The organism is Vibrio coralliirubri, assembly GCF_024347375.1.
Classification (GTDB): domain Bacteria; phylum Pseudomonadota; class Gammaproteobacteria; order Enterobacterales; family Vibrionaceae; genus Vibrio; species Vibrio coralliirubri.
Map to the genome: position 1 here is coordinate 1448202 of NZ_AP025471.1, position 19887 is coordinate 1468088.

Genomic DNA, 19887 nt, shown 5'->3' on the forward strand with positions numbered 1-19887 from the left:
ATTTCAACACCGAAGTACACCGGCTTTGTTGCGTAATTAAATTTAGAGATAGAGCCAACCCGTTTCGCTTGTTTCTTAGTCAATACGACAAGTTTCAGGCATACCTAACCCAGTAAGCTTGTTCAACGCTTTTATCATCGCGTAAGTTTCACCCACCTGGGCATTGTAATTTCTTAAGCTCAGTTTCCCTCCTAGCAACTGTTTAACTCGATACATCGCTGTTTCTGAGAGTGAACGTTTGTGGTATCCATACCGCTCTTTCCAATACTTATTTGAGTCGTATAATTTCTGGCAACCCACGGCGAGATTTCGAGGGTGACCACGCTCCCAGAAGGCAGCCCCTTCTCTTGGGGGAATAAGCGCAATAGCTCCCTTAATCTTAATAGCAGCGTGACACGCTCTCGTGTCGTAAGCGCCATCACCAGACACCTCAAGGATACTTCGGCGTGTTTGTTTCAGTAAGTTCGGGAGTACTTCTCCATCTGTAACCGTCGATAAACTTAGCTCGGCGGCAATGATCTCATGAGTGTTGGTATCGACTGCAATATGCAGCTTTCGCCAGACTCTACGCTTGCCATCCGTCCCATGTTTTTTGACTTTCCATTCACCTTCGCCATAAACCTTAAGGCCAGTAGCATCAATGGCTAGGTGCTGTATCGCTCCTCTCGTTTTAGTCTTAAATGAAACCTCAACTTGCTTGGCTCTACGACTGATGCAGGTGTAATGCGGACAACTTAACGGTACATGGGCTAACCTAAATATCGAGTCGATAAATCCTTGCAGCGCTCTCAATGGCATAGAAAAAACTCGTTTGACCATGAGTGCTGTCGTGATAGCTAAATCACTGAACCGACGCGGCCTACCGCGCTTATTCTGTTTGCTTTGCGCCCATCCGCTTATTGCTTCTTCATCAATCCAAAAAGTCAGAGAACCACGGTTAATGAGTGATCGGTTGTATTGCTTCCAGTTGGTTGTTTTATAACGAGGCTTAGGCATAGGACTACGAGATAGAGTGGAGGTAGCTGATCAGATCGTAGGTTCTTGATTTAGTTCCATTGAATTACGCAACAAAGCCTAGAAAAGGGTCCTTTTTATACATGAATTTGCAACGAGTTTTTGAATCCGGGTGCGTGGAGCTAAAATACTTCTGTATTCTCTTCACTCTTTGTTGAGTAGAACTCGCTCAACTTCTGAATGACTTTATGCTGGCCTTTATTTTACGCTAAACAAAAATTGCATAATAATCAGGGTAATCAAGAAAACTCAGCACGTTGACTCTGATTTATAATGGAAAAATATCCCCAAATTATTCAAAAGTTTTCATTACCGACTTAAGTTTGATTCTGTCTACATAGTTTAAATACGCATTATTTATCAGTTATGAGAAGCAGGAGTTTTAAACTATGCTCACCAAGACAAGTCATCAATTAACGACACTAAAAGCTGATTTGGCAAAGATAATATAAGAGCTAAACAGCGCAAAACAACCTCTTACTTCGCTTAATCAAAATATTCGATCAGTTGAGCAAGACTTAAAGAGTGCTATCCACCTAAAGAAAAATTATGTTTCAAAGCTTTATGCCTAAGCATCGTTACAAATCGTAGTCTTTCAGACATTTTGGATTAATGAAGAAGCTATATGGTTACCACAAACGCCCATTCTCAGAAACAACGATGTATCGAGTTAAACCGTTACTAGGTAGGGCGATTGAGCTTAAAAAATTACAATACATAGATGGGGGAATCTTACGTAATAATAGAAGCGTTGAACAAATTTATGGGGTTAGGTATGCCTGAAACTCGTCGTGTTGACTAATAAAAATACTAAGTGGGAGGCTCTGTCTCTAAACTGAATTACGCAACAAAGCTACCTAACATAGCCCACTCAGAAATGGATGAGTTTTTGGAAATGGCTCGAAGACTATCCGAGAATAAGTCAGATGAAGAGATAGGTAGTCTCATCGCTAAAGTGTCGAGAGCATTGACAAACTAGTTTTTGGTCCGCATCAGTCAAACAGGACACCTCACGAAGCAACTTTTTCCATACTAAAAGTTATCTGCATTTTACTAATTTAAGTGATTACTCTAAGAAGGTTCTGTCCAGAACCTTCATAAGCTGAATTTTCGCCCGTGGCATTTTCTAGTTCAAAAGCCTCTCTTTCCGATTTAGAACCGATCTCTATATGAGTTGTCGGGAGATTTTCTTTTACCCTCCCGACATCAAACGGATACATAGCTGATCTTCCTATCGACTTACAACGTAAGAGGTTCGTTAAAAGGGAGAAAACATTATGGCCACCGTCTATGTCAGCATTGGAAGCAACATTAACCGCGAACATCACGTCACAGAATCCCTCAAAGCATTGAATAGCCGCTTTGCCCCTCTGCACATTTCTAATTTCTATGATTGTGAGCCTGTTGGTTTTGAAGGGGACAACTTCCTGAACCTAGTCGTAGGGTTTGAATGTGACCTTTCTATCGCTGAACTGGCTAAGGTTCTGCATCAAATCGAATTAGAGAATGACCGAAAGCGTGAAGCTAAAGAATATGCTTCGCGCACTATGGATATCGATATCCTTCTTTACGGTAACGAAGTGGGCACTATCGATGGAGTAGAGCTGCCGCGAGGTGAAATCACTGAGTACGCTTTTGTGCTTCGACCGTTAGTTGATGTTGCCGCGCAAGAACGTCATCCCACTCTAGATATCTCTTTTCAGCATCTCTGGAACAATTTCGATCAGCTGAATCAGAAAACCGAACTTATACCTTTCAAGGTCAGCTTCACTTAGTCCCTACAACGGCTTTAAACAGAACGCTTGAGCTTTATTGATCTTTTCCTCTAACAGGCACGTAACTCACTCTACCTTCTAAGGATCGGAAACTGTTATGAATCACAATGCGATTATCACCATCACAAATCTCAGATTAAGAACCTTCATCGGCTTCAACGAAGAAGAAAAAACTAAGCAGCAAGACATTGTTATAAATGCGGAGATCCATTACCCCGCAAACAACCTCTGCCTTTCTGATGATGTGGAGAACGCACTTAACTACAAAAATATCTGCAAAAAAATTATTGAACATGTTGAATCTGGACGGTTTCTGCTTTTAGAAAAGTTAACCAGCGACGTACTCGGTATTTGTATCGACCATTCATGGGTCCGATACGCTCAAGTGAGAATTGACAAGCCTCATGCGCTACGTTTCGCCGATTCCGTCTCGCTCACCCTGAGCTATGAAGCAGAACTCGAAGATTAATTCATAAGGAGCGACTCAATGCTAACCACAGAAGCTGAAAAAGTAAGAGAAGCTTTGCTCGAAAAGGGGCTAGAAACCCCTATGACATCGAGCGAAATGAACCCCGACCAGAAGTACAACCGCATCAAAGGACTTTTGACGGAAGTTGTCAGTACGCTTGGACTGGATTTAACCGATGACAGTCTTGCTGAAACACCTCATCGCATTGCTAAGATGTACGTTCACGAGATATTTTCAGGGCTCGATTACAATAACTTCCCAAAGATCAGTGTTATCGACAACAAAATGTCGGTTGATGAAATGGTCAAGGTATCAGACATCGATTTAACTTCTACGTGCGAACATCACTTCATTACCATCGATGGTTTAGCACAAGTGGCTTATATCCCTGAATCCAAGATCCTCGGGCTATCTAAAATAAACCGTATTGTTCGATTCTTTGCTCAGCGTCCGCAGGTTCAAGAACGCCTTACCCAGCAAATCTTGGTCGCGATACAGGCTCTGGTTGAAACCGAAAATGTGGCTGTGACGATTAAAGCAACTCACTATTGCGTTAAATCGAGAGGCGTGATGGACGCAAACTCTGAAACCACAACTACTGCGCTTGGTGGCAGTTTCAAAACTAACCCTCAAACTAGAGCTGAGTTTTTACGATGAGTGAGACGATTCTAATAACCGGTGTGGGGAAACGGTTGGGGTTTGCTCTGGCGCAGCAACTTTTATCTGATGGATACAAAGTGGTTGGCACTTACCGAAGTGACTATCCTCATTTGCAATTACTGCGCGACAGTGGAGCCGACTTGCAACAGGTAGACTTTTATCAACAAAGCAGCTTAGAGGGTTTTCTGCATTATGTCGGTCAAGAATATAAGGCGCTCCGAGCCATCATCCATAACGCTTCCGACTGGCAACCGGAGAACAAAGAAAATCCCCGTGAAAACGCATTACAAATAATGAACCAGATGATGACGGTTCACGCTACCGTGCCTTATCTCGTCAATTTAACTCTCAAAGACCAATTAATGTCTGGCGATAAAACGTCGGACATCATCCACATCAGTGATTACGTTGCGGAAAAAGGCAGTAAAAAACACATCGCTTACGCGGCCAGTAAAGCCGCACTCAACAACCTGACGCTGTCGTTCTCGGCGATGCTGGCTCCCAAGGTGAAAGTAAATACGGTTTCTCCAGCCATGATCAAATTCAATGAACATGACGACGAGGCTTACAAAACCAAAGCTCTGAAAAAAGCACTGATTCCTACAGAGGCAGGCTTTGAAGAAGTGATAGATGGCATTAAGTTTGTTTTGGCTAGTCACTATATGACAGGAAGGACTTTGCACCTTGATGGCGGCAGGCACTTGAAGTGAAGCCTATGTATTGTGATCTTGAGGCAGCATAGTCAACGTAGCGACTTAAACCTGTTTTATGAACGAGTGCTGCCCTGCATAAGGAGAAAGTTGATGTCATCTCTGAGTGAACGGAATCAAGCTGGTTTCCCAATATAAAAATGTCCTGATACTTGTTATGATTTTTTATAGCGAGTTAGATTAATAGCGACAAGCCCCGAAATTATAATGACAGTGCCAATTACATGGTAGCTCTCAATATCTTCACCCAAGATTATGTAACTCAACATGGCGGCAATCACAGGCATGAAATTCATTGATAGTGAAGTTTTCATCGCGCCAATCATGTCGATTGCCTTTTTCCAAAGATAAGTTGAAATGATGGAAAGGAAGAATACGGCATAGACGATGAGTGGGATTGACTCAGTAGAAGGAATATATGATTCACTAGTAACGAGCATAAGGGGAAATAATAGCACCGAAGCAACAAATGGCTTTGTTGCGTAATTAAATTTAGAGATAGAGCCAACCCGTTTCGCTTGTTTCTTAGTCAATACGACAAGTTTCAGGCATACCTAACCCAGTAAGCTTGTTCAACGCTTTTATCATCGCGTAAGTTTCACCCACCTGGGCATTGTAATTTCTTAAGCTCAGTTTCCCTCCTAGCAACTGTTTAACTCGATACATCGCTGTTTCTGAGAGTGAACGTTTGTGGTATCCATACCGCTCTTTCCAATACTTATTTGAGTCGTATAATTTCTGGCAACCCACGGCGAAATTTCGAGGGTGACCACGCTCCCAGAAGGCAGCCCCTTCTCTTGGGGGAATAAGCGCAATAGCTCCCTTAATCTTAATAGCAGCGTGACACGCTCTCGTGTCGTAAGCGCCATCACCAGACACCTCAAGGATACTTCGGCGTGTTTGTTTCAGTAAGTTCGGGAGTACTTCTCCATCTGTAACCGTCGATAAACTTAGCTCGGCGGCAATGATCTCATGAGTGTTGGTATCGACTGCAATATGCAGCTTTCGCCAGACTCTACGCTTGCCATCCGTCCCATGTTTTTTGACTTTCCATTCACCTTCGCCATAAACCTTAAGGCCAGTAGCATCAATGGCTAGGTGCTGTATCGCTCCTCTCGTTTTAGTCTTAAATGAAACCTCAACTTGCTTGGCTCTACGACTGATGCAGGTGTAATGCGGACAACTTAACGGTACATGGGCTAACCTAAATATCGAGTCGATAAATCCTTGCAGCGCTCTCAATGGCATAGAAAAAACTCGTTTGACCATGAGTGCTGTCGTGATAGCTAAATCACTGAACCGACGCGGCCTACCGCGCTTATTCTGTTTGCTTTGCGCCCATCCGCTTATTGCTTCTTCATCAATCCAAAAAGTCAGAGAACCACGGTTAATGAGTGATCGGTTGTATTGCTTCCAGTTGGTTGTTTTATAACGAGGCTTAGGCATAGGACTACGAGATAGAGTGGAGGTAGCTGATCAGATCGTAGGTTCTTGATTTAGTTCCATTGAATTACGCAACAAAGCCTCTAAATGGTTGGTATTATGCTGCAATCTCCCGATGAATTGTTCTGTGTGCCAACATTCTTACAAGAGCTCTCTTCCATTAGCCAACAACTTGGTGAATCAGGCTACTACCTGCTCATCAACTTATCCATCAACAGTGACAGCGTCCAGAACCTCAATAACTTTGTATCCCACTCGCTCACTTGGCAATCCATTGGTTGATTGCTCAAAAAGAGGTTGGCCCTGTGATTGCCGGTGCCCACACGGTGCAGCAAGTACAAGAAAACGCGAAGTTCGTTAACTCCGAAGTCACTCAAGCGCTGTTATACGAAGCTGAGTCTATTGTTGCTAAATGGCAACTTGATTAAAGGCGAACGCATGTTCAATCCTTTTTTGCCTCGGGCCTGTGCTCGAGGCTTTTTTGTTGGAGATAGCTGAACGATCTTGAGGGTTAGCACCATTTAATGGCTCGGAATCGCAATCCTTTTTTCTAGCCAACGAACCGCTTGCGATACCACCAAAATAAGAACAAGGTACTCCAAAACCAGAAACGTATAGATCTCTAAAGGTAAATATTCGTTCACCACCAGCTCATTGGCTCGCCTTGTTAAATCACTCAAACCAATCACACTCACTAGCGAGCTCATCTTGAGGATATAAATAAACTGATTGCCCAAGGGCGGCAGTATTTGACGGAATGCCTGCGGTAGGATAACCAATCGCATTTTTTGCCAATAGGTCAATCCCAAGGATTCGGCCGCTTCATGTTGCCCACGATTAATCGCTTGAATCCCCCCACGGAACACTTCCGCCATAAAGGCGCTCTCGGCAATGGTCAATGCGATTACCCCTGCCCAGAAGTGGTTCAAAGAGACATCGAGTAATGTCGGCATTCCGTAATACACCCACAATAGCAATACCAGCACAGGGATAGAACGAATCACCTCTACGTAAAGTCGATTAATTCCCTTGAGTACTGGTGAGCTTGAAAGCGCAGGAAAGGCGACCAATAGACCGAGAGCCATGGCAAAAAACATACTCAACAACGAAACCTGAATAGTCTCGCTAAAACCAGCCATCAAAAACTGAATATTAGTTCGTCCCTGCTCCGTCGACGGGTCGAGTACATACCATCCCCATTGATAATCTGAACATCCTGTCAGAAACAGCAGAGAAACTAGCGATAAGTGACGATAGTTCACATTTACTCCCAAAAACTCCATTTGTTATTGCCATGTTAACAACCAAATCTGTTTAATGGTTAATAATTAAAAATAATATCTACATTCATCACTTAGAAATCAGCATTCTTTAAAGGAATAAAAAATGAAAAAAAGCTTAATCGCATTAGGAATGTGCCTGCTTGCTTTTACACAAATCGCACATGCCCAAAGTCGTTTGCAGGAGATACTGGGTGCGGGAGTTCTTCGCGTTGGTACAACGGGGGATTGGAACCCAATGACAATGAAGGATCCTGCAACCAACAGCTACCGCGGCTTTGATATCGATGTCACGACTGAGTTGGCTAAAGACCTAGGCGTAAAAGTGGAATACGTCGCAACAGACTGGAAAACCTTGGTGAATGGCATCACGGCCAACAAATACGACGTGACTGGCAGCGCATCGCTCAACATGTCTCGAGCAAAAGTCGCTGGGTACAGCCAACCTTACTTCTATCTGGCTTTTGTCCCTGTCGTGCAAAAGAAAGACATAGAGAAGTTCTCTGATTGGAGTGACTTTGACAAAGCAGAAATCAAAGTTGCCGCCACGCTCGGCACAGTACAAGAAAAAATGGTGAAGGACTTCTTCCCATCGGCACAACACATCGTGATTGAAGCGCCGGCACGGGATTTCCAAGAGCTTTTAGCTCGCCGCGCTGATGTCTCCGTGACTTCAAACGTAGAGGCTGCAACCTTAGTAGAGAAGTTTAAACAACTCGCGATTGTTCCGGTGAAAGATCCACGTAAACCAACTCCAATTGCGATGCTACTACCACAAGATGATCAAGTTTGGATTAACTACATTAATCACTGGGTTGAACTGAAAAAGACGCAAGGTTTCTTTAAGCAAACCGCTGAGAAGTGGGGACTGAAGAGCATGTAGCACCACGATTCACTCATCAACCAGAGCCGCGATTAGCGGCTCTTTTTCATCAACAAGCACTTAAGATATTTCAGCCCACACGCGCCGAAACGTAACCTCATCTATAAAACCCTAAACAAATTATTCAGGCTCTCCGATTTATTCCGAAAAAGATAAAAAATCGGAGAATAACGATGAATGAAATAACACGATTATCAGCAGTTGTTGCGCTTGCCCTAAGCAGTGGGTATGCGATATCTCGTCTGACATGAGTTAAAAGGTAAATCTGTGATATTACGAAGTAACATAACGTTTTGACATCTCAGTCACGGAATTATTTTTATGGTGAAGATAGAGAGAAAATTCAGTTTGAACAGAAACTATATTGACTGATTAAATTGATTCTAGATTGATGAAAAGAACATCAAAGCGATATTTGAGAAGAAAATAGAGCCCTTAGGGGGAAGGGCTCTTGAGTTAGGAGCTTGCTTTAATTTGGGTTACGCGACCACTAACGTCGCTGCTTTTTTCATTGCCTCTTTGGTTGAACACTCAATTACGTTCGCGTTAGCAAAGCGGTGAGCGTCTTTCACTTGAATATCGTGAGCCAAGATAACCAGTCTTGCGTTTGCTACATCTAGGTCAGTGATGCGGTTCTGAATACCGTTTTGACCTTGAGTTTCTACCTTAATCTTAAGGCCTGCTGCCGCACCTGCTTTCTCTAGTGCTTTTGCCGCCATGAAGGTGTGTGCAACGCCTGAAGGGCAGCAAGTGACAGCTACGATGTCATACTCGCCTTCGCCTGCTGCAGGAGCGGCTTGAGCTTGTACTGGCGCTTCAACCATGTCTTCTTCTGTTTCTACCGCTACCGGTTTCCAGAAGCCAACGATAACGGCTGTAGTTAATGAGCCAAGTGCAATACCGACTACGTACATCGGAATGTTGCTTGATACTGGCGCAGTGATTAGGCCGCCCCACGGTGCGTGCAGTAGAACGTCTGTCATGAAGCCAAATACACAGCCCACGATACCACCGGCAACGATTGAAGGAAGAACGCGCATTGGGTCATTCGCTGCGAATGGGATAGCACCTTCAGAGATACCGATAGAACCCATGATTGCTGCTGCTTTACCTGCTTCTTGCTCTTGTTTAGAGAACTTGTTTTTGAATAGGAAAGTCGCCAGAGCCATACCTAGAGGTGGAGTACAAATCGCGATGCCTACACCGCCCATTAGCCAAGGTTGCGTGTCTACTTGAGTTTGAGCAAATAGGGTCGCTACTTTGTTGATAGGGCCGCCCATATCAAACGCCGTCATACCGCCAAGGATTGTGCCTAGAACCATCTTAGATGCACCAGCCATTGAAGCTAGGAACTCGTTCATTGAAGACATGAACAGTTTGATTGGCTCGCCGATGCCCCACAGTACGATACCTGCAGAGATTAACGTACCTAGAAGCGGGTAGATGAAGTACGCACCTAGCGCCGTCATGTTCGCAGAAAGTGGGATCTTCTTAAGTTGGAACACCACGCCACCGGCGATAAAGCCTGCCACGATACAGCCAAGGAAACCGCCGCCCATGTCAGCCATGATGCCAGAAGAGATCATCGCAGGTGCTAGTGCTGGTTTATCTGCAATGGAGTAACCAATAAAGCCGCCAAGAATGATTGGGAAAAGAACAAGGCCTTTGATACCGATATTAGAGATGTCTGCCAACAAGCCGTCTGCTGGAACCGCACCTTTGCCTGATGCCATTACCGCTAACGCCAACAGAACACCACCGGCTACGATGAAAGGTAGCATGTGTGAGGTTCCGAAAAGCAGGTGGCCTTTCATGGTACTAAGGATTTTTTTAAAGTCGCTACTACTATTTTTATTATTGGTATTCGTAGCTTGAGTTGTTAGGGTGCTCATAATTTTCTACGCCTTATGAATTAATTAAAATATTAAGGATTTGCTGTTCGTCTTTTGCGTTATGGATATCTTGAATAAATTCATCGCTGAATTTTCCAAATAGTTCTTGTAGTACATAAATATGATGGTCTGCACCGTTATCGGGTGAGGCAATCATAAAAAACACGGTTGGATTAATGCCGTCTTCATCGCCATACTCAATACCTTCACGCTTAACACCGACCGCGATTGCTGGCTCAGTTACCGCCTTACTTTTTGAGTGTGGGTAAGCGATGCCGTCCATTGAGGTAATGCTTTGAGATTCACGAATTTCGATGTCTGCCAAGAAGGCTTCTTTATTACTGATTCGGTTGTTCTCAAATAACATGCTTGCCAATTCTTCAAACAGTTCTTTTTTATTATTCGCTTGAAGGTTGTTATTAATTAAGTTGACGTTAGTTAGCTGTGTGATCATTTATTAACTCATTCACGATTGAAGTTCTTGAATTAAAATTAATGGATTAACCCGATTCGCGAAATAGCAAATAAAAGCCCTTCACTGTACATTTGTACCAAGCAAAATTAAGTGTGATTTGCATCATTCATCCAGTGTGAGATGAGTCATATTTGATGGTGTACTTGGCTTTGTTGCGTAATTAAATTTAGAGATAGAGCCAACCCGTTTCGCTTGTTTCTTAGTCAATACGACAAGTTTCAGGCATACCTAACCCAGTAAGCTTGTTCAACGCTTTTATCATCGCGTAAGTTTCACCCACCTGGGCATTGTAATTTCTTAAGCTCAGTTTCCCTCCTAGCAACTGTTTAACTCGATACATCGCTGTTTCTGAGAGTGAACGTTTGTGGTATCCATACCGCTCTTTCCAATACTTATTTGAGTCGTATAATTTCTGGCAACCCACGGCGAAATTTCGAGGGTGACCACGCTCCCAGAAGGCAGCCCCTTCTCTTGGGGGAATAAGCGCAATAGCTCCCTTAATCTTAATAGCAGCGTGACACGCTCTCGTGTCGTAAGCGCCATCACCAGACACCTCAAGGATACTTCGGCGTGTTTGTTTCAGTAAGTTCGGGAGTACTTCTCCATCTGTAACCGTCGATAAACTTAGCTCGGCGGCAATGATCTCATGAGTGTTGGTATCGACTGCAATATGCAGCTTTCGCCAGACTCTACGCTTGCCATCCGTCCCATGTTTTTTGACTTTCCATTCACCTTCGCCATAAACCTTAAGGCCAGTAGCATCAATGGCTAGGTGCTGTATCGCTCCTCTCGTTTTAGTCTTAAATGAAACCTCAACTTGCTTGGCTCTACGACTGATGCAGGTGTAATGCGGACAACTTAACGGTACATGGGCTAACCTAAATATCGAGTCGATAAATCCTTGCAGCGCTCTCAATGGCATAGAAAAAACTCGTTTGACCATGAGTGCTGTCGTGATAGCTAAATCACTGAACCGACGCGGCCTACCGCGCTTATTCTGTTTGCTTTGCGCCCATCCGCTTATTGCTTCTTCATCAATCCAAAAAGTCAGAGAACCACGGTTAATGAGTGATCGGTTGTATTGCTTCCAGTTGGTTGTTTTATAACGAGGCTTAGGCATAGGACTACGAGATAGAGTGGAGGTAGCTGATCAGATCGTAGGTTCTTGATTTAGTTCCATTGAATTACGCAACAAAGCCCGCCCAACGACATCATTAGCGCCATACTCAACGCACAAAAAAGCGCGAGAGACGGATGTCATTCTCGCGCTTTTTTAGAACCGTATAACTTGAAGTTTACGGTTAGATCTTAGCAGTAAACGTACGGCTAATTACATCCTGTTGCTGCTCACGTGTTAGCGAGTTGAATCGCACAGCGTAACCCGACACTCGGATGGTTAACTGTGGGTATTTTTCTGGATGTTCGACGGCATCCAACAACATGTCACGGTTAAGCACGTTCACGTTAAGATGTTGCCCACCTTCAACACGAATCGATCCTGCATTTTCCTCATGGTGGAAGTAACCATCCATTAGTGCTGCTAGGTTCACTTTTTGGCTTAGGTCATCTTTACCTAATGCATTTGGTACGATTGAGAAGGTGTAAGAGATACCATCTTTAGCGAATTCAAACGGCAGTTTGGCAACTGAAGAAAGTGAAGCCACCGCCCCTTTCTCGTCACGACCGTGCATTGGGTTTGCACCCGGGCCAAATGGCATACCTGCGCGGCGACCATCTGGCGTGTTGCCGGTTTTTTTACCATATACAACGTTTGAAGTAATAGTAAGAATAGATTGAGTTGGAACCGCTTCACGGTAGGTGTTCATTTTCTGAATTTTCTTCATAAAACGTTCAACCAAATCACAAGCAATATCATCGACTCGTGAATCGTTGTTACCGAATTTCGGATATTCGCCTTCAATCTCAAAGTCGACAGCGATGCCATCTTCGTTACGTACTGGTGTTACCTTCGCGTATTTGATAGCCGCTAACGAGTCAGCAACAACCGACAGCCCTGCAATACCACAAGCCATTGTGCGATGAACATCGCGATCCATTAATGCCATTAACGATGCTTCATAGCTGTAACGGTCATGCGAGTAATGGATCACGTTCAGCGCAGTGACGTATTGCGTTGCAAGCCAATCCATCATGTCATCAAAGCGAGGCATTAAGCGGTCAAAATCAAGAACTTTATCTTCGATACGAGCAACTTGAGGACCAACCTGCATGTTAGATTTTTCATCAACACCACCGTTAATGGTGTAAAGCAACGCTTTAGCAAGGTTTGCACGAGCACCAAAGAACTGCATATGTTGGCCAACCACCTGCGGGCTCACACAGCACGCAATCGCGTAATCGTCATTATCAAAATCCGCACGCATTAGATCATCGTTCTCATACTGAAGTGATGAGGTTTCGATAGACACTTTAGCCGCGTATTGTTTAAACGCGATAGGCAGTTGTTCAGACCATAGAACCGTCATGTTCGGCTCTGGTGCTGGGCCCATCGTGTGCAATGTGTGCAAGTAGCGGAAAGTCGTTTTGCTAACAAGAGTACGACCATCAACGCCCATACCAGCCATTGCTTCTGTTGCCCAAATTGGGTCGCCTGAGAACAATGAATCGTATTCAGGAGTGCGTAGAAAACGAACCATACGAAGCTTCATGATGAAATGGTCAATCAACTCTTGCGCTTGTTTTTCATCAATCAGACCAAGTTTAAGGTCACGTTCGATGTAAACATCTAGGAAGGTTGATGTGCGGCCTAGCGACATCGCAGCACCATTTTGAGACTTAACCGCAGCTAAGTAACCAAAATAGGTAAATTGGATTGCTTCTTGCGCAGTACGAGCAGGAGAAGACATATCAATGCCGTACTTCAAACCCATTTCTCGCATTTCATCAAGGGCACGAATTTGATCAGTAAGCTCTTCACGTAGACGCAATGTCTTATCTAAATCACCACCCGTTTCAAGCATCTTCTGAGTCGATTTGAACTGCTCATTTTTGTCTGATTTTAGGAAGTCGATACCGTACAAAGCAAGACGACGGTAGTCGCCAATAATGCGTCCACGACCATAAGCATCTGGCAGACCAGTAATAATACCAGAACGGCGACATGCTTTAATTTCATCGGTATAAAGATCGAACGCTACTTGGTTATGCGTTTTGCGGTACTCAGTGAAGATCTTTTCGATTTGTGGCTCTAATTCACGACCGTACACTTCGCACGACGTTTTCACCATTCGAATACCGCCATTAGCGATGATGCCGCGTTTTAGTGGTTTATCGGTTTGTAGACCCACGATTTTTTCGAGGTTTTTTTGCAATGTAACCGGCATCGTGTGAGGTGATAGTGGAAACGATATCAGTATCAAAATCGACAGGGGCATGAGTGCGGCTTTCTTCTTTAATACCTTCTAGCACCGATTCCCATAGCTGTGTCGTCGACTCCGACACGTCCGCAAGAAAAGATTCATCACCTTCATAAGGGGTGTAGTTTCGCTGAATAAAATCACGTGCATTAACGGATGTTTGCCAGTCGCCAGCTTGAAATCCCGCCCAAGCTTCCATCATATCGGTTGTCGGAATAGTCATAATGACCTCCTAAGTTATTGATAAACAGACAATATCGATGATTATTTATAATCATTGGTTTCTGCTGGCTATACTAAACCGACCAATCTATGAGTAAAGTGAGCTGTTTTCATAAAATACATGCACAAAATGCATTTATTAGAATTACTATATTATATTCAATATCTTAAGTTGAAGGTTAACAGCTCTAGATTCCAATTAGTTTGTTGTTTCAGAGGTAGGGAGTCGACTCTTAGTGACTCACGGACGTTGAAAACAGGTTGATGATCACCACGCCAGACAAAATCAAAGCGATGCCAATGATCGCGTAGATGTCTAGCTTTTGTCCGTAGACCAACCAAGACAACGCCGCGACCAACACTATCCCTGCCCCACACCAAATCGCATAGGCGACCCCCAAAGACATGGTTTGAACCGTGAGAGACAACAGATAAAAAGCAAAGCCATAACCGACTAGCACTGCGGCGGTCGCAGGAAGGGAAGTAAATTGCTGCGTTTTAGGCAATAGAGAAGTCGCGACAACTTCAAGCACGATGGCGAGTGACAGCATCACTGGAGGCGGAAGAGATAAAAGCATGTTTGAGTCCACAACATTAAATACGGCGCTCAGAATATTGTAGTTTTATTTCCAATTCATGCGATTTTCAGTAAGCAATTATTATGACGTACCTTAAAAATTCTTAAGTGTGATGGTTGATTCAATCGAAGGACAGAGAGACAAAAAGAGCCCTACAACATCATGTGTAGAGCTCTTTTTTAATAAGCTAATTAGTTAATCCGCTAACAATCTAAATAGCTTAATTTGCTGATGTTGAGCCTCTTAGGATATCGCGCTTCACTTCACCTTTAAGATCGGTCAGGGTTTGTTGGTCGATATCAATCAAGAAGTGGTCACTTGCTTGGCCTGTTGCAAATTTTTCAAGAATCACGAACAAGCTACCAAAACGAGAGCGGAACACTTCACCAACGGTATATTGGCCAAGGTCACCCAGTTCTGAATCTACCGTGCCATCGAACTCTGAAAGTTCACGACTCAGCAACTCATATTGGCGCAATTGTGTTTCACCGATATCACGGAATGCCAGTTCGTCTGCATTGCGTAAGCGGTAGAAGTCAGTCGCTAGCAACTCACCACTCCATTCTGCAAAATCTTCAAGCACTAGACCTTCTTGAGATGCAATAGCGTCAGCTTCAACTTTCGCGGCTTCCCAGTCTTGTTGAAATTGTTCGTAGTCGTCTACTCCATTTGCAACACAGCCCTCGACTGGATAATTCATTTCATCAGCTAACTGGCAAACCGTAAAATTAGTTTCTAGCTGAGACATGATCATCATCTCTTCGCCACTCATTCGCATAATCATTTCACGCATCTCTAGCGGCCAGTCATCCGGAAGGAATCGCAGGCGCGTTAGCTCACGGATGTGCCAATCGGTCAGTTCGTAGTAACTCTCTGAATTCAGAATATCTTTGTTCCAAATCTTAGCTTCTGCATCAGGATCGCCATTCGCAGCTTGAGTAAGATATTCATGCTCTTCTGCATAGTGACTGAATAGCTCGTTGTAACGTTTAACTTGGTCGATAACCACCGTCTCAACTTCAATCTGGTTATCAGGACGAATGTTCAGCAGTTTGTAGGCCGGAATGTAGCCCGCTAGCGATGGCGCTTGGATATTAAATAGAGTGTGCTGTACACCATCAATATTGAAGCTCTTCTTACCCGTATCGTTAAAGTGCATGTGGCCACCAACGTGGATATTTAGGCCAGTAGCAGCCAACGCGCGGCTGGTCTCGTCATCCGGTTCACGAGCCAGCTGATGGCTTCCTTCACCAAACAGATCTTCAATTTCTTCAGAAGCGCCGTTGTAGAAGTCGGTCATTGGGAAGTGCGAGAAAGACACCAGCGTCTTGTTCTGCTCTTTCGCGGCTTTTACAACATCAGAGATCCAATCGATCACATGTTCTTTGTGAGTCAGCATCATGTTATAACCAGCGCTGCTTGAACCATCAAACGTGTTTCCATCGACAGAGCTATCAGACGAGTTTTCTTTCGGGCGATAAACATTCGCGTCGATCGCCAGCAACCAAAGCCCTTTCACTGGCTCTACTAAGTAACTGGTATCCGGCACTTCAGAACAGCTTGAATAACCACTTTCTTTGTAACTGCCGCCCGTACCTTCATAACAGATCTCGTACATGCGCTTATCAAAAGCCGCTTCTTCTTTAGCTAAATCATAGCTGTAACTAGCTCGAGCTTGGTCGCTGCTGTAAGGCGTTTCAAAGTAGAGATAATCTTGCTGAGGATAGAAGCCGTGAGTGCCTAGGATGCTCATGATCTCTTCATAGCCCCATTCACGTACTTCTTCAGTACAGATAGTTGCTAAGTTGTCACCTTCACCCGGAATGGTCGTCCACTCATCGTCATAACCAACACACTCTTCTTTACCGCGGCTGTAGATGCGTTGCTTCTTACCACCCTCGCCTAGGTAATCAGATTTACCTGCAGGGATTGTAAATGGACGCCCTGGATCGTGGTTGCCTGGCGCTGCAAAAAACTCAAGGCCGTACGTGTCGCGGTAGTGATCAAAGATGCTCACCAAGCCACGCATATGAATCGGCTGACCGTCGTCACTAAAGTCACCTGGCAAGGCTACGTACTTCACGCCACGCTCAACCACATCATCAAGCGCCGCTATCATCGCAAAGTAGTTTTCATTGAATAGACGAGTGGAGTTCATCTGAGACTCCATCGTTCGAATTGTCGCATACTCGCCACTATCCGAGTTGTAGAGTCCCGCGAACGAACCGTCTTGAAAATCACCGTAGACATCATGGAAATGGATATCAGGCATGAACGCCACTTGCACTGCGCTATCTAGATTGCCGCTGTCGTCACTTGGTGAACTTGAATTACAACCAGCTAATGTGGCTGCTATTAAGCCTGACAGTACGGTCAATGTACTCTTTTTCATTTTCTCTTCCCAAAAAGTTAGAACTCAAAATTTGGCGAGGAGACTAGATGAGAAAAATGACACTATTGTTTCTTATATCTTACAAAACGTCGCACAACGAACGCTTATGCGACATTGCTTCAATCGTTAAAATTCAACAAGTTACCATTCATCTTAAAAGCTGATAGTTCAACAATACGAATCGAAGCTTAATATATAAATCACCATAAAACCCCCACCTAAACATCAGTAAAGGCAATGTATTCAGACCGTTTAGATAAGTCACATATCCTCAAAACCTGAGTCGCTCTGACTAAGATAGTTGCCAATAAAAAAATTCATTGAACCATACCCATTATTACAAATACGTAATAATCATTTTCTATTTATGGGGATTATCAAAACATGCACTCCCACCTATACTAGCTCCAACAAAACGAGAGAGCGGAAACAATTAAGCTCAACTACGCTTAACGGGTTGAATTTAATTGCACAGTTATCCGCTGTACTGACATATATAGGAAACATCCAATGACAATCGAAATTAAACCTGGTCAAACGCATATCAAATCAAAAGCAATGGTTGCATGGGCAGCTGGCGAGCCACTAAAAATGGAAGAAGTTGATGTACAACTTCCTAAAGCTGGTGAGGTTCTAGTTCGCATCGTTGCTACTGGTGTTTGTCACACTGACGCATTCACATTATCAGGTGACGATCCAGAAGGTATCTTCCCGTCAATTCTTGGTCACGAAGGTGGCGGTATCGTTGAGATGATCGGCGAAGGCGTTACAAGTGTTGAGATTGGCGACCACGTTATCCCACTTTACACGGCTGAATGTGGCGAATGTAAGTTCTGTAAATCGGGTAAAACTAACCTATGCCAAGCGGTTCGCGAAACGCAAGGTAAAGGCCTAATGCCAGACGGTACAAGCCGCTTCTCTATTAATGGCGAAACAATTTTCCATTACATGGGCTGCTCTACTTTCTCTGAATACACTGTACTTCCAGAAATCTCGCTAGCGAAAGTAAGCAAAGAAGCACCACTTGAAGAAGTTTGTCTTCTAGGTTGTGGTGTAACAACAGGCATGGGCGCGGTACTGAACACAGCTAAAGTTGAAAAAGGCGACAACGTTGCTGTATTCGGCCTAGGTGGCATCGGTCTTTCTGCAATCATTGGTGCTCGCATGGCTGGTGCTAACCGCATCATCGGTGTTGATATCAACGAGAGCAAATTCGAGCTAGCAAAACAGCTTGGCGCGACCGACTGCATCAACCCAACTAAGTTCGACAAGCCAATCCAAGACGTTATCGTTGAGATGACAGACGGCGGTGTTGAGTACTCTTTCGAGTGTATCGGTAACGTAAACGTGATGCGTCAAGCACTTGAGTGCTGTCACAAAGGTTGGGGCGAATCAGTAATCATTGGTGTTGCGGGTGCAGGTCAAGAGATCGCAACTCGTCCATTCCAGCTAGTGACTGGTCGTGTATGGCGTGGTTCTGCTTTCGGTGGTGTTAAAGGCCGCTCTGAGCTTCCAGAAATCGTAAACCGTTACATGGCGGGTGAGTTTGGTCTTCAAGAGTTCATCACTCACACTATGGGTCTGCAAGATGTTAACGAAGCATTCGACCTAATGCACAAAGGTGAATCTATCCGTACTGTTCTACACATGGATAAATAATCCCCCTTGGTCTCGATACTTAGGTGTCGAGACCACAGTTCTGACTTAAACATCAGAGTGAAACTGTCTTCACCACCTCCTGCCCGGTGGGTGGTGAAACTTTATGTAAAATAGACAAATTTACTCCCAAACCATCAACCTAACGGAGCACAATAGATGACAATCGAAAACATTAGCCAAGCAAAGGTTGCTGGTGGTTGGCACAAACAATACACCCACTTTTCTGCAACGCTTGACTGCAACATGCGTTTTGCTATTTTCTTGCCACCTAACGCAAGCAAAGAAAACCCAGTTCCTGTTTTGTATTGGTTGTCAGGCTTAACCTGTACCGATGAAAACTTCATGCAAAAAGCCGGCGCTTTCAAAGCCGCGGCTGAGCAAGGCATCGCGATTGTTGCCCCAGACACTAGCCCACGTGGCGAAGGTGTTGCCGACGATGAAAATTACGATCTCGGCCAAGGTGCAGGCTTCTACGTGAATGCGACTCAAGCGCCATGGGACAGCCATTACCACATGTATGATTACGTGGTAACAGAGCTTCCAGCACTGATTGAATCTTTCTTCCCAGTGACTTCTGTGAAATCGATTTCTGGTCACAGCATGGGCGGACACGGTGCCCTAACGATTGGCATCAAAAACGAAGATAGCTACCGTTCTATTTCGGCATTCAGCCCAATTACCAACCCAATGCAATGCCCTTGGGGACAAAAAGCCTTCAACCAATACCTAGGCTTAGATATTGAAGAGTGGAAACACTACGACGCTTCTGAGCTTCTAAAAACCAAAGGCACTAAACTGCCAATGTTGGTCGACCAAGGCGAAGCCGATAGCTTCCTGATTGAGCAGCTTAAGCCTGAGCAATTAGTCGAAGCCGCTAAGGTAACCAATGCCGATTTAGAGCTACGTATGCAGCCAGGTTACGACCACAGCTACTACTTCATCTCTAGCTTTATTGATGAACACATTGAGTTCCACGCTGCTTACTTAAACAAGTAGCCAGATGAATTTAGCCCGCACTTTGTAAACGCAAGGTGGGGGCTTTTTTATGCCTACTGATT

General features: G+C 44.3%; 18 protein-coding genes and 2 pseudogenes. 10 read left to right on the forward strand and 10 right to left on the reverse strand.

What is annotated here, in order from left to right; translation table 11 throughout:
- Positions 1-75 precede the first annotated feature (75 nt).
- Positions 76-996 (reverse strand): IS5 family transposase, encoded by a 921-nt coding sequence (locus OCV20_RS23195; protein ID WP_261881408.1) that lies wholly within the window; start codon positions 994-996, stop codon positions 76-78.
- Between the two features lie 633 nt (positions 997-1629).
- Between OCV20_RS23195 and OCV20_RS23200 the strand changes: the two are divergent.
- The 5 genes and pseudogenes from OCV20_RS23200 to folM form a co-directional block, all read left to right on the forward strand.
- Positions 1630-1816: pseudogene (locus OCV20_RS23200) on the forward strand (IS5/IS1182 family transposase); the annotation flags it as partial.
- 475 nt (positions 1817-2291) lie between these two features.
- Positions 2292-2789, forward strand: a complete 498-nt coding sequence (gene folK, locus OCV20_RS23205; RefSeq protein ID WP_086775918.1) for a 2-amino-4-hydroxy-6-hydroxymethyldihydropteridine diphosphokinase — start codon at positions 2292-2294, stop codon at positions 2787-2789.
- A gap of 97 nt (positions 2790-2886) precedes the next feature.
- Positions 2887-3258: a dihydroneopterin triphosphate 2'-epimerase gene (gene folX, locus OCV20_RS23210; RefSeq protein ID WP_017067658.1), complete on the forward strand. Its 372-nt coding sequence runs from the start codon at positions 2887-2889 to the stop codon at positions 3256-3258.
- Between the two features lie 18 nt (positions 3259-3276).
- Positions 3277-3915 (forward strand): GTP cyclohydrolase I FolE, encoded by a 639-nt coding sequence (gene folE / locus OCV20_RS23215; protein ID WP_048611743.1) that lies wholly within the window; start codon positions 3277-3279, stop codon positions 3913-3915.
- Positions 3912-4628: a dihydromonapterin reductase gene (folM, locus tag OCV20_RS23220; protein ID WP_086775919.1), complete on the forward strand. Its 717-nt coding sequence runs from the start codon at positions 3912-3914 to the stop codon at positions 4626-4628. The genes folE and folM overlap by 4 nt, the downstream gene beginning before the upstream one ends.
- 155 nt (positions 4629-4783) lie before the next feature.
- On the opposite strand, the gene OCV20_RS23225 is transcribed toward folM, so the two are convergent.
- Positions 4784-5161 carry a DMT family transporter gene (locus OCV20_RS23225; RefSeq protein ID WP_261881460.1) on the reverse strand — a complete coding sequence of 126 codons (378 nt, stop codon included), beginning with the start codon at positions 5159-5161 and terminating at the stop codon, positions 4784-4786.
- Positions 5154-6074: an IS5 family transposase gene (locus OCV20_RS23230; RefSeq protein WP_086773621.1), complete on the reverse strand. Its 921-nt coding sequence runs from the start codon at positions 6072-6074 to the stop codon at positions 5154-5156. Before OCV20_RS23230 ends, OCV20_RS23225 begins: the two co-directional genes overlap by 8 nt.
- 96 nt (positions 6075-6170) lie before the next feature.
- Between OCV20_RS23230 and OCV20_RS23235 the strand changes: the two genes are divergently transcribed.
- The gene (locus OCV20_RS23235) at positions 6171-6353 is read left to right on the forward strand and encodes a hypothetical protein (RefSeq protein ID WP_157896354.1); all 183 of its coding nucleotides are present in this window, start codon (positions 6171-6173) and stop codon (positions 6351-6353) included.
- Positions 6350-6499, forward strand: coding sequence for a hypothetical protein (locus OCV20_RS23240; protein WP_017092238.1), 150 nt, complete (start codon positions 6350-6352; stop codon positions 6497-6499). The genes OCV20_RS23235 and OCV20_RS23240 overlap by 4 nt, the downstream gene beginning before the upstream one ends.
- Positions 6500-6592: 93 nt before the next feature.
- Here OCV20_RS23240 and OCV20_RS23245 read toward each other — a convergent pair whose 3' ends face one another.
- Positions 6593-7333 (reverse strand): amino acid ABC transporter permease, encoded by a 741-nt coding sequence (locus tag OCV20_RS23245; protein WP_048611958.1) that lies wholly within the window; start codon positions 7331-7333, stop codon positions 6593-6595.
- A gap of 124 nt (positions 7334-7457) precedes the next feature.
- Here OCV20_RS23245 and OCV20_RS23250 point away from each other — a divergent pair, with 124 nt between their 5' ends.
- Positions 7458-8234 (forward strand): transporter substrate-binding domain-containing protein, encoded by a 777-nt coding sequence (locus tag OCV20_RS23250; RefSeq protein WP_086775207.1) that lies wholly within the window; start codon positions 7458-7460, stop codon positions 8232-8234.
- A 479-nt stretch (positions 8235-8713) separates the two neighbouring features.
- Here the strand turns inward: OCV20_RS23250 and OCV20_RS23255 are convergent, their stop codons facing one another.
- The 6 genes and pseudogenes from OCV20_RS23255 to OCV20_RS23280 form a co-directional block, all read right to left on the reverse strand.
- Positions 8714-10126: a PTS fructose transporter subunit IIBC gene (locus tag OCV20_RS23255; RefSeq protein WP_086775206.1), complete on the reverse strand. Its 1413-nt coding sequence runs from the start codon at positions 10124-10126 to the stop codon at positions 8714-8716.
- A gap of 13 nt (positions 10127-10139) precedes the next feature.
- Positions 10140-10580 carry a PTS sugar transporter subunit IIA gene (locus OCV20_RS23260; RefSeq protein WP_017111489.1) on the reverse strand — a complete coding sequence of 147 codons (441 nt, stop codon included), beginning with the start codon at positions 10578-10580 and terminating at the stop codon, positions 10140-10142.
- A 220-nt stretch (positions 10581-10800) separates the two neighbouring features.
- Entirely contained in the window at positions 10801-11721 is a 921-nt protein-coding gene (locus tag OCV20_RS23265) for an IS5 family transposase (RefSeq protein WP_086773621.1), read from the reverse strand.
- Positions 11722-11902: 181 nt separating this feature from the next.
- Positions 11903-14201 (reverse strand): annotated as a pseudogene (pflB, locus tag OCV20_RS23270) (formate C-acetyltransferase).
- 232 nt (positions 14202-14433) lie between these two features.
- Positions 14434-14778, reverse strand: coding sequence for a DMT family transporter (locus tag OCV20_RS23275; protein WP_017069768.1), 345 nt, complete (start codon positions 14776-14778; stop codon positions 14434-14436).
- Positions 14779-14998: 220 nt separating this feature from the next.
- Positions 14999-17170 (reverse strand): metallophosphoesterase, encoded by a 2172-nt coding sequence (locus OCV20_RS23280; RefSeq protein WP_086774476.1) that lies wholly within the window; start codon positions 17168-17170, stop codon positions 14999-15001.
- Between the two features lie 510 nt (positions 17171-17680).
- Between OCV20_RS23280 and OCV20_RS23285 the strand changes: the two genes are divergently transcribed.
- Together OCV20_RS23285 and fghA are read left to right on the forward strand one after the other, a co-directional pair.
- The gene (locus OCV20_RS23285; RefSeq protein WP_017076927.1) at positions 17681-18829 is read left to right on the forward strand and encodes an S-(hydroxymethyl)glutathione dehydrogenase/class III alcohol dehydrogenase; all 1149 of its coding nucleotides are present in this window, start codon (positions 17681-17683) and stop codon (positions 18827-18829) included.
- Positions 18830-18985: 156 nt separating this feature from the next.
- Positions 18986-19825 (forward strand): S-formylglutathione hydrolase, encoded by an 840-nt coding sequence (gene fghA, locus OCV20_RS23290; RefSeq protein ID WP_086774477.1) that lies wholly within the window; start codon positions 18986-18988, stop codon positions 19823-19825.
- Positions 19826-19887 lie beyond the last annotated feature (62 nt).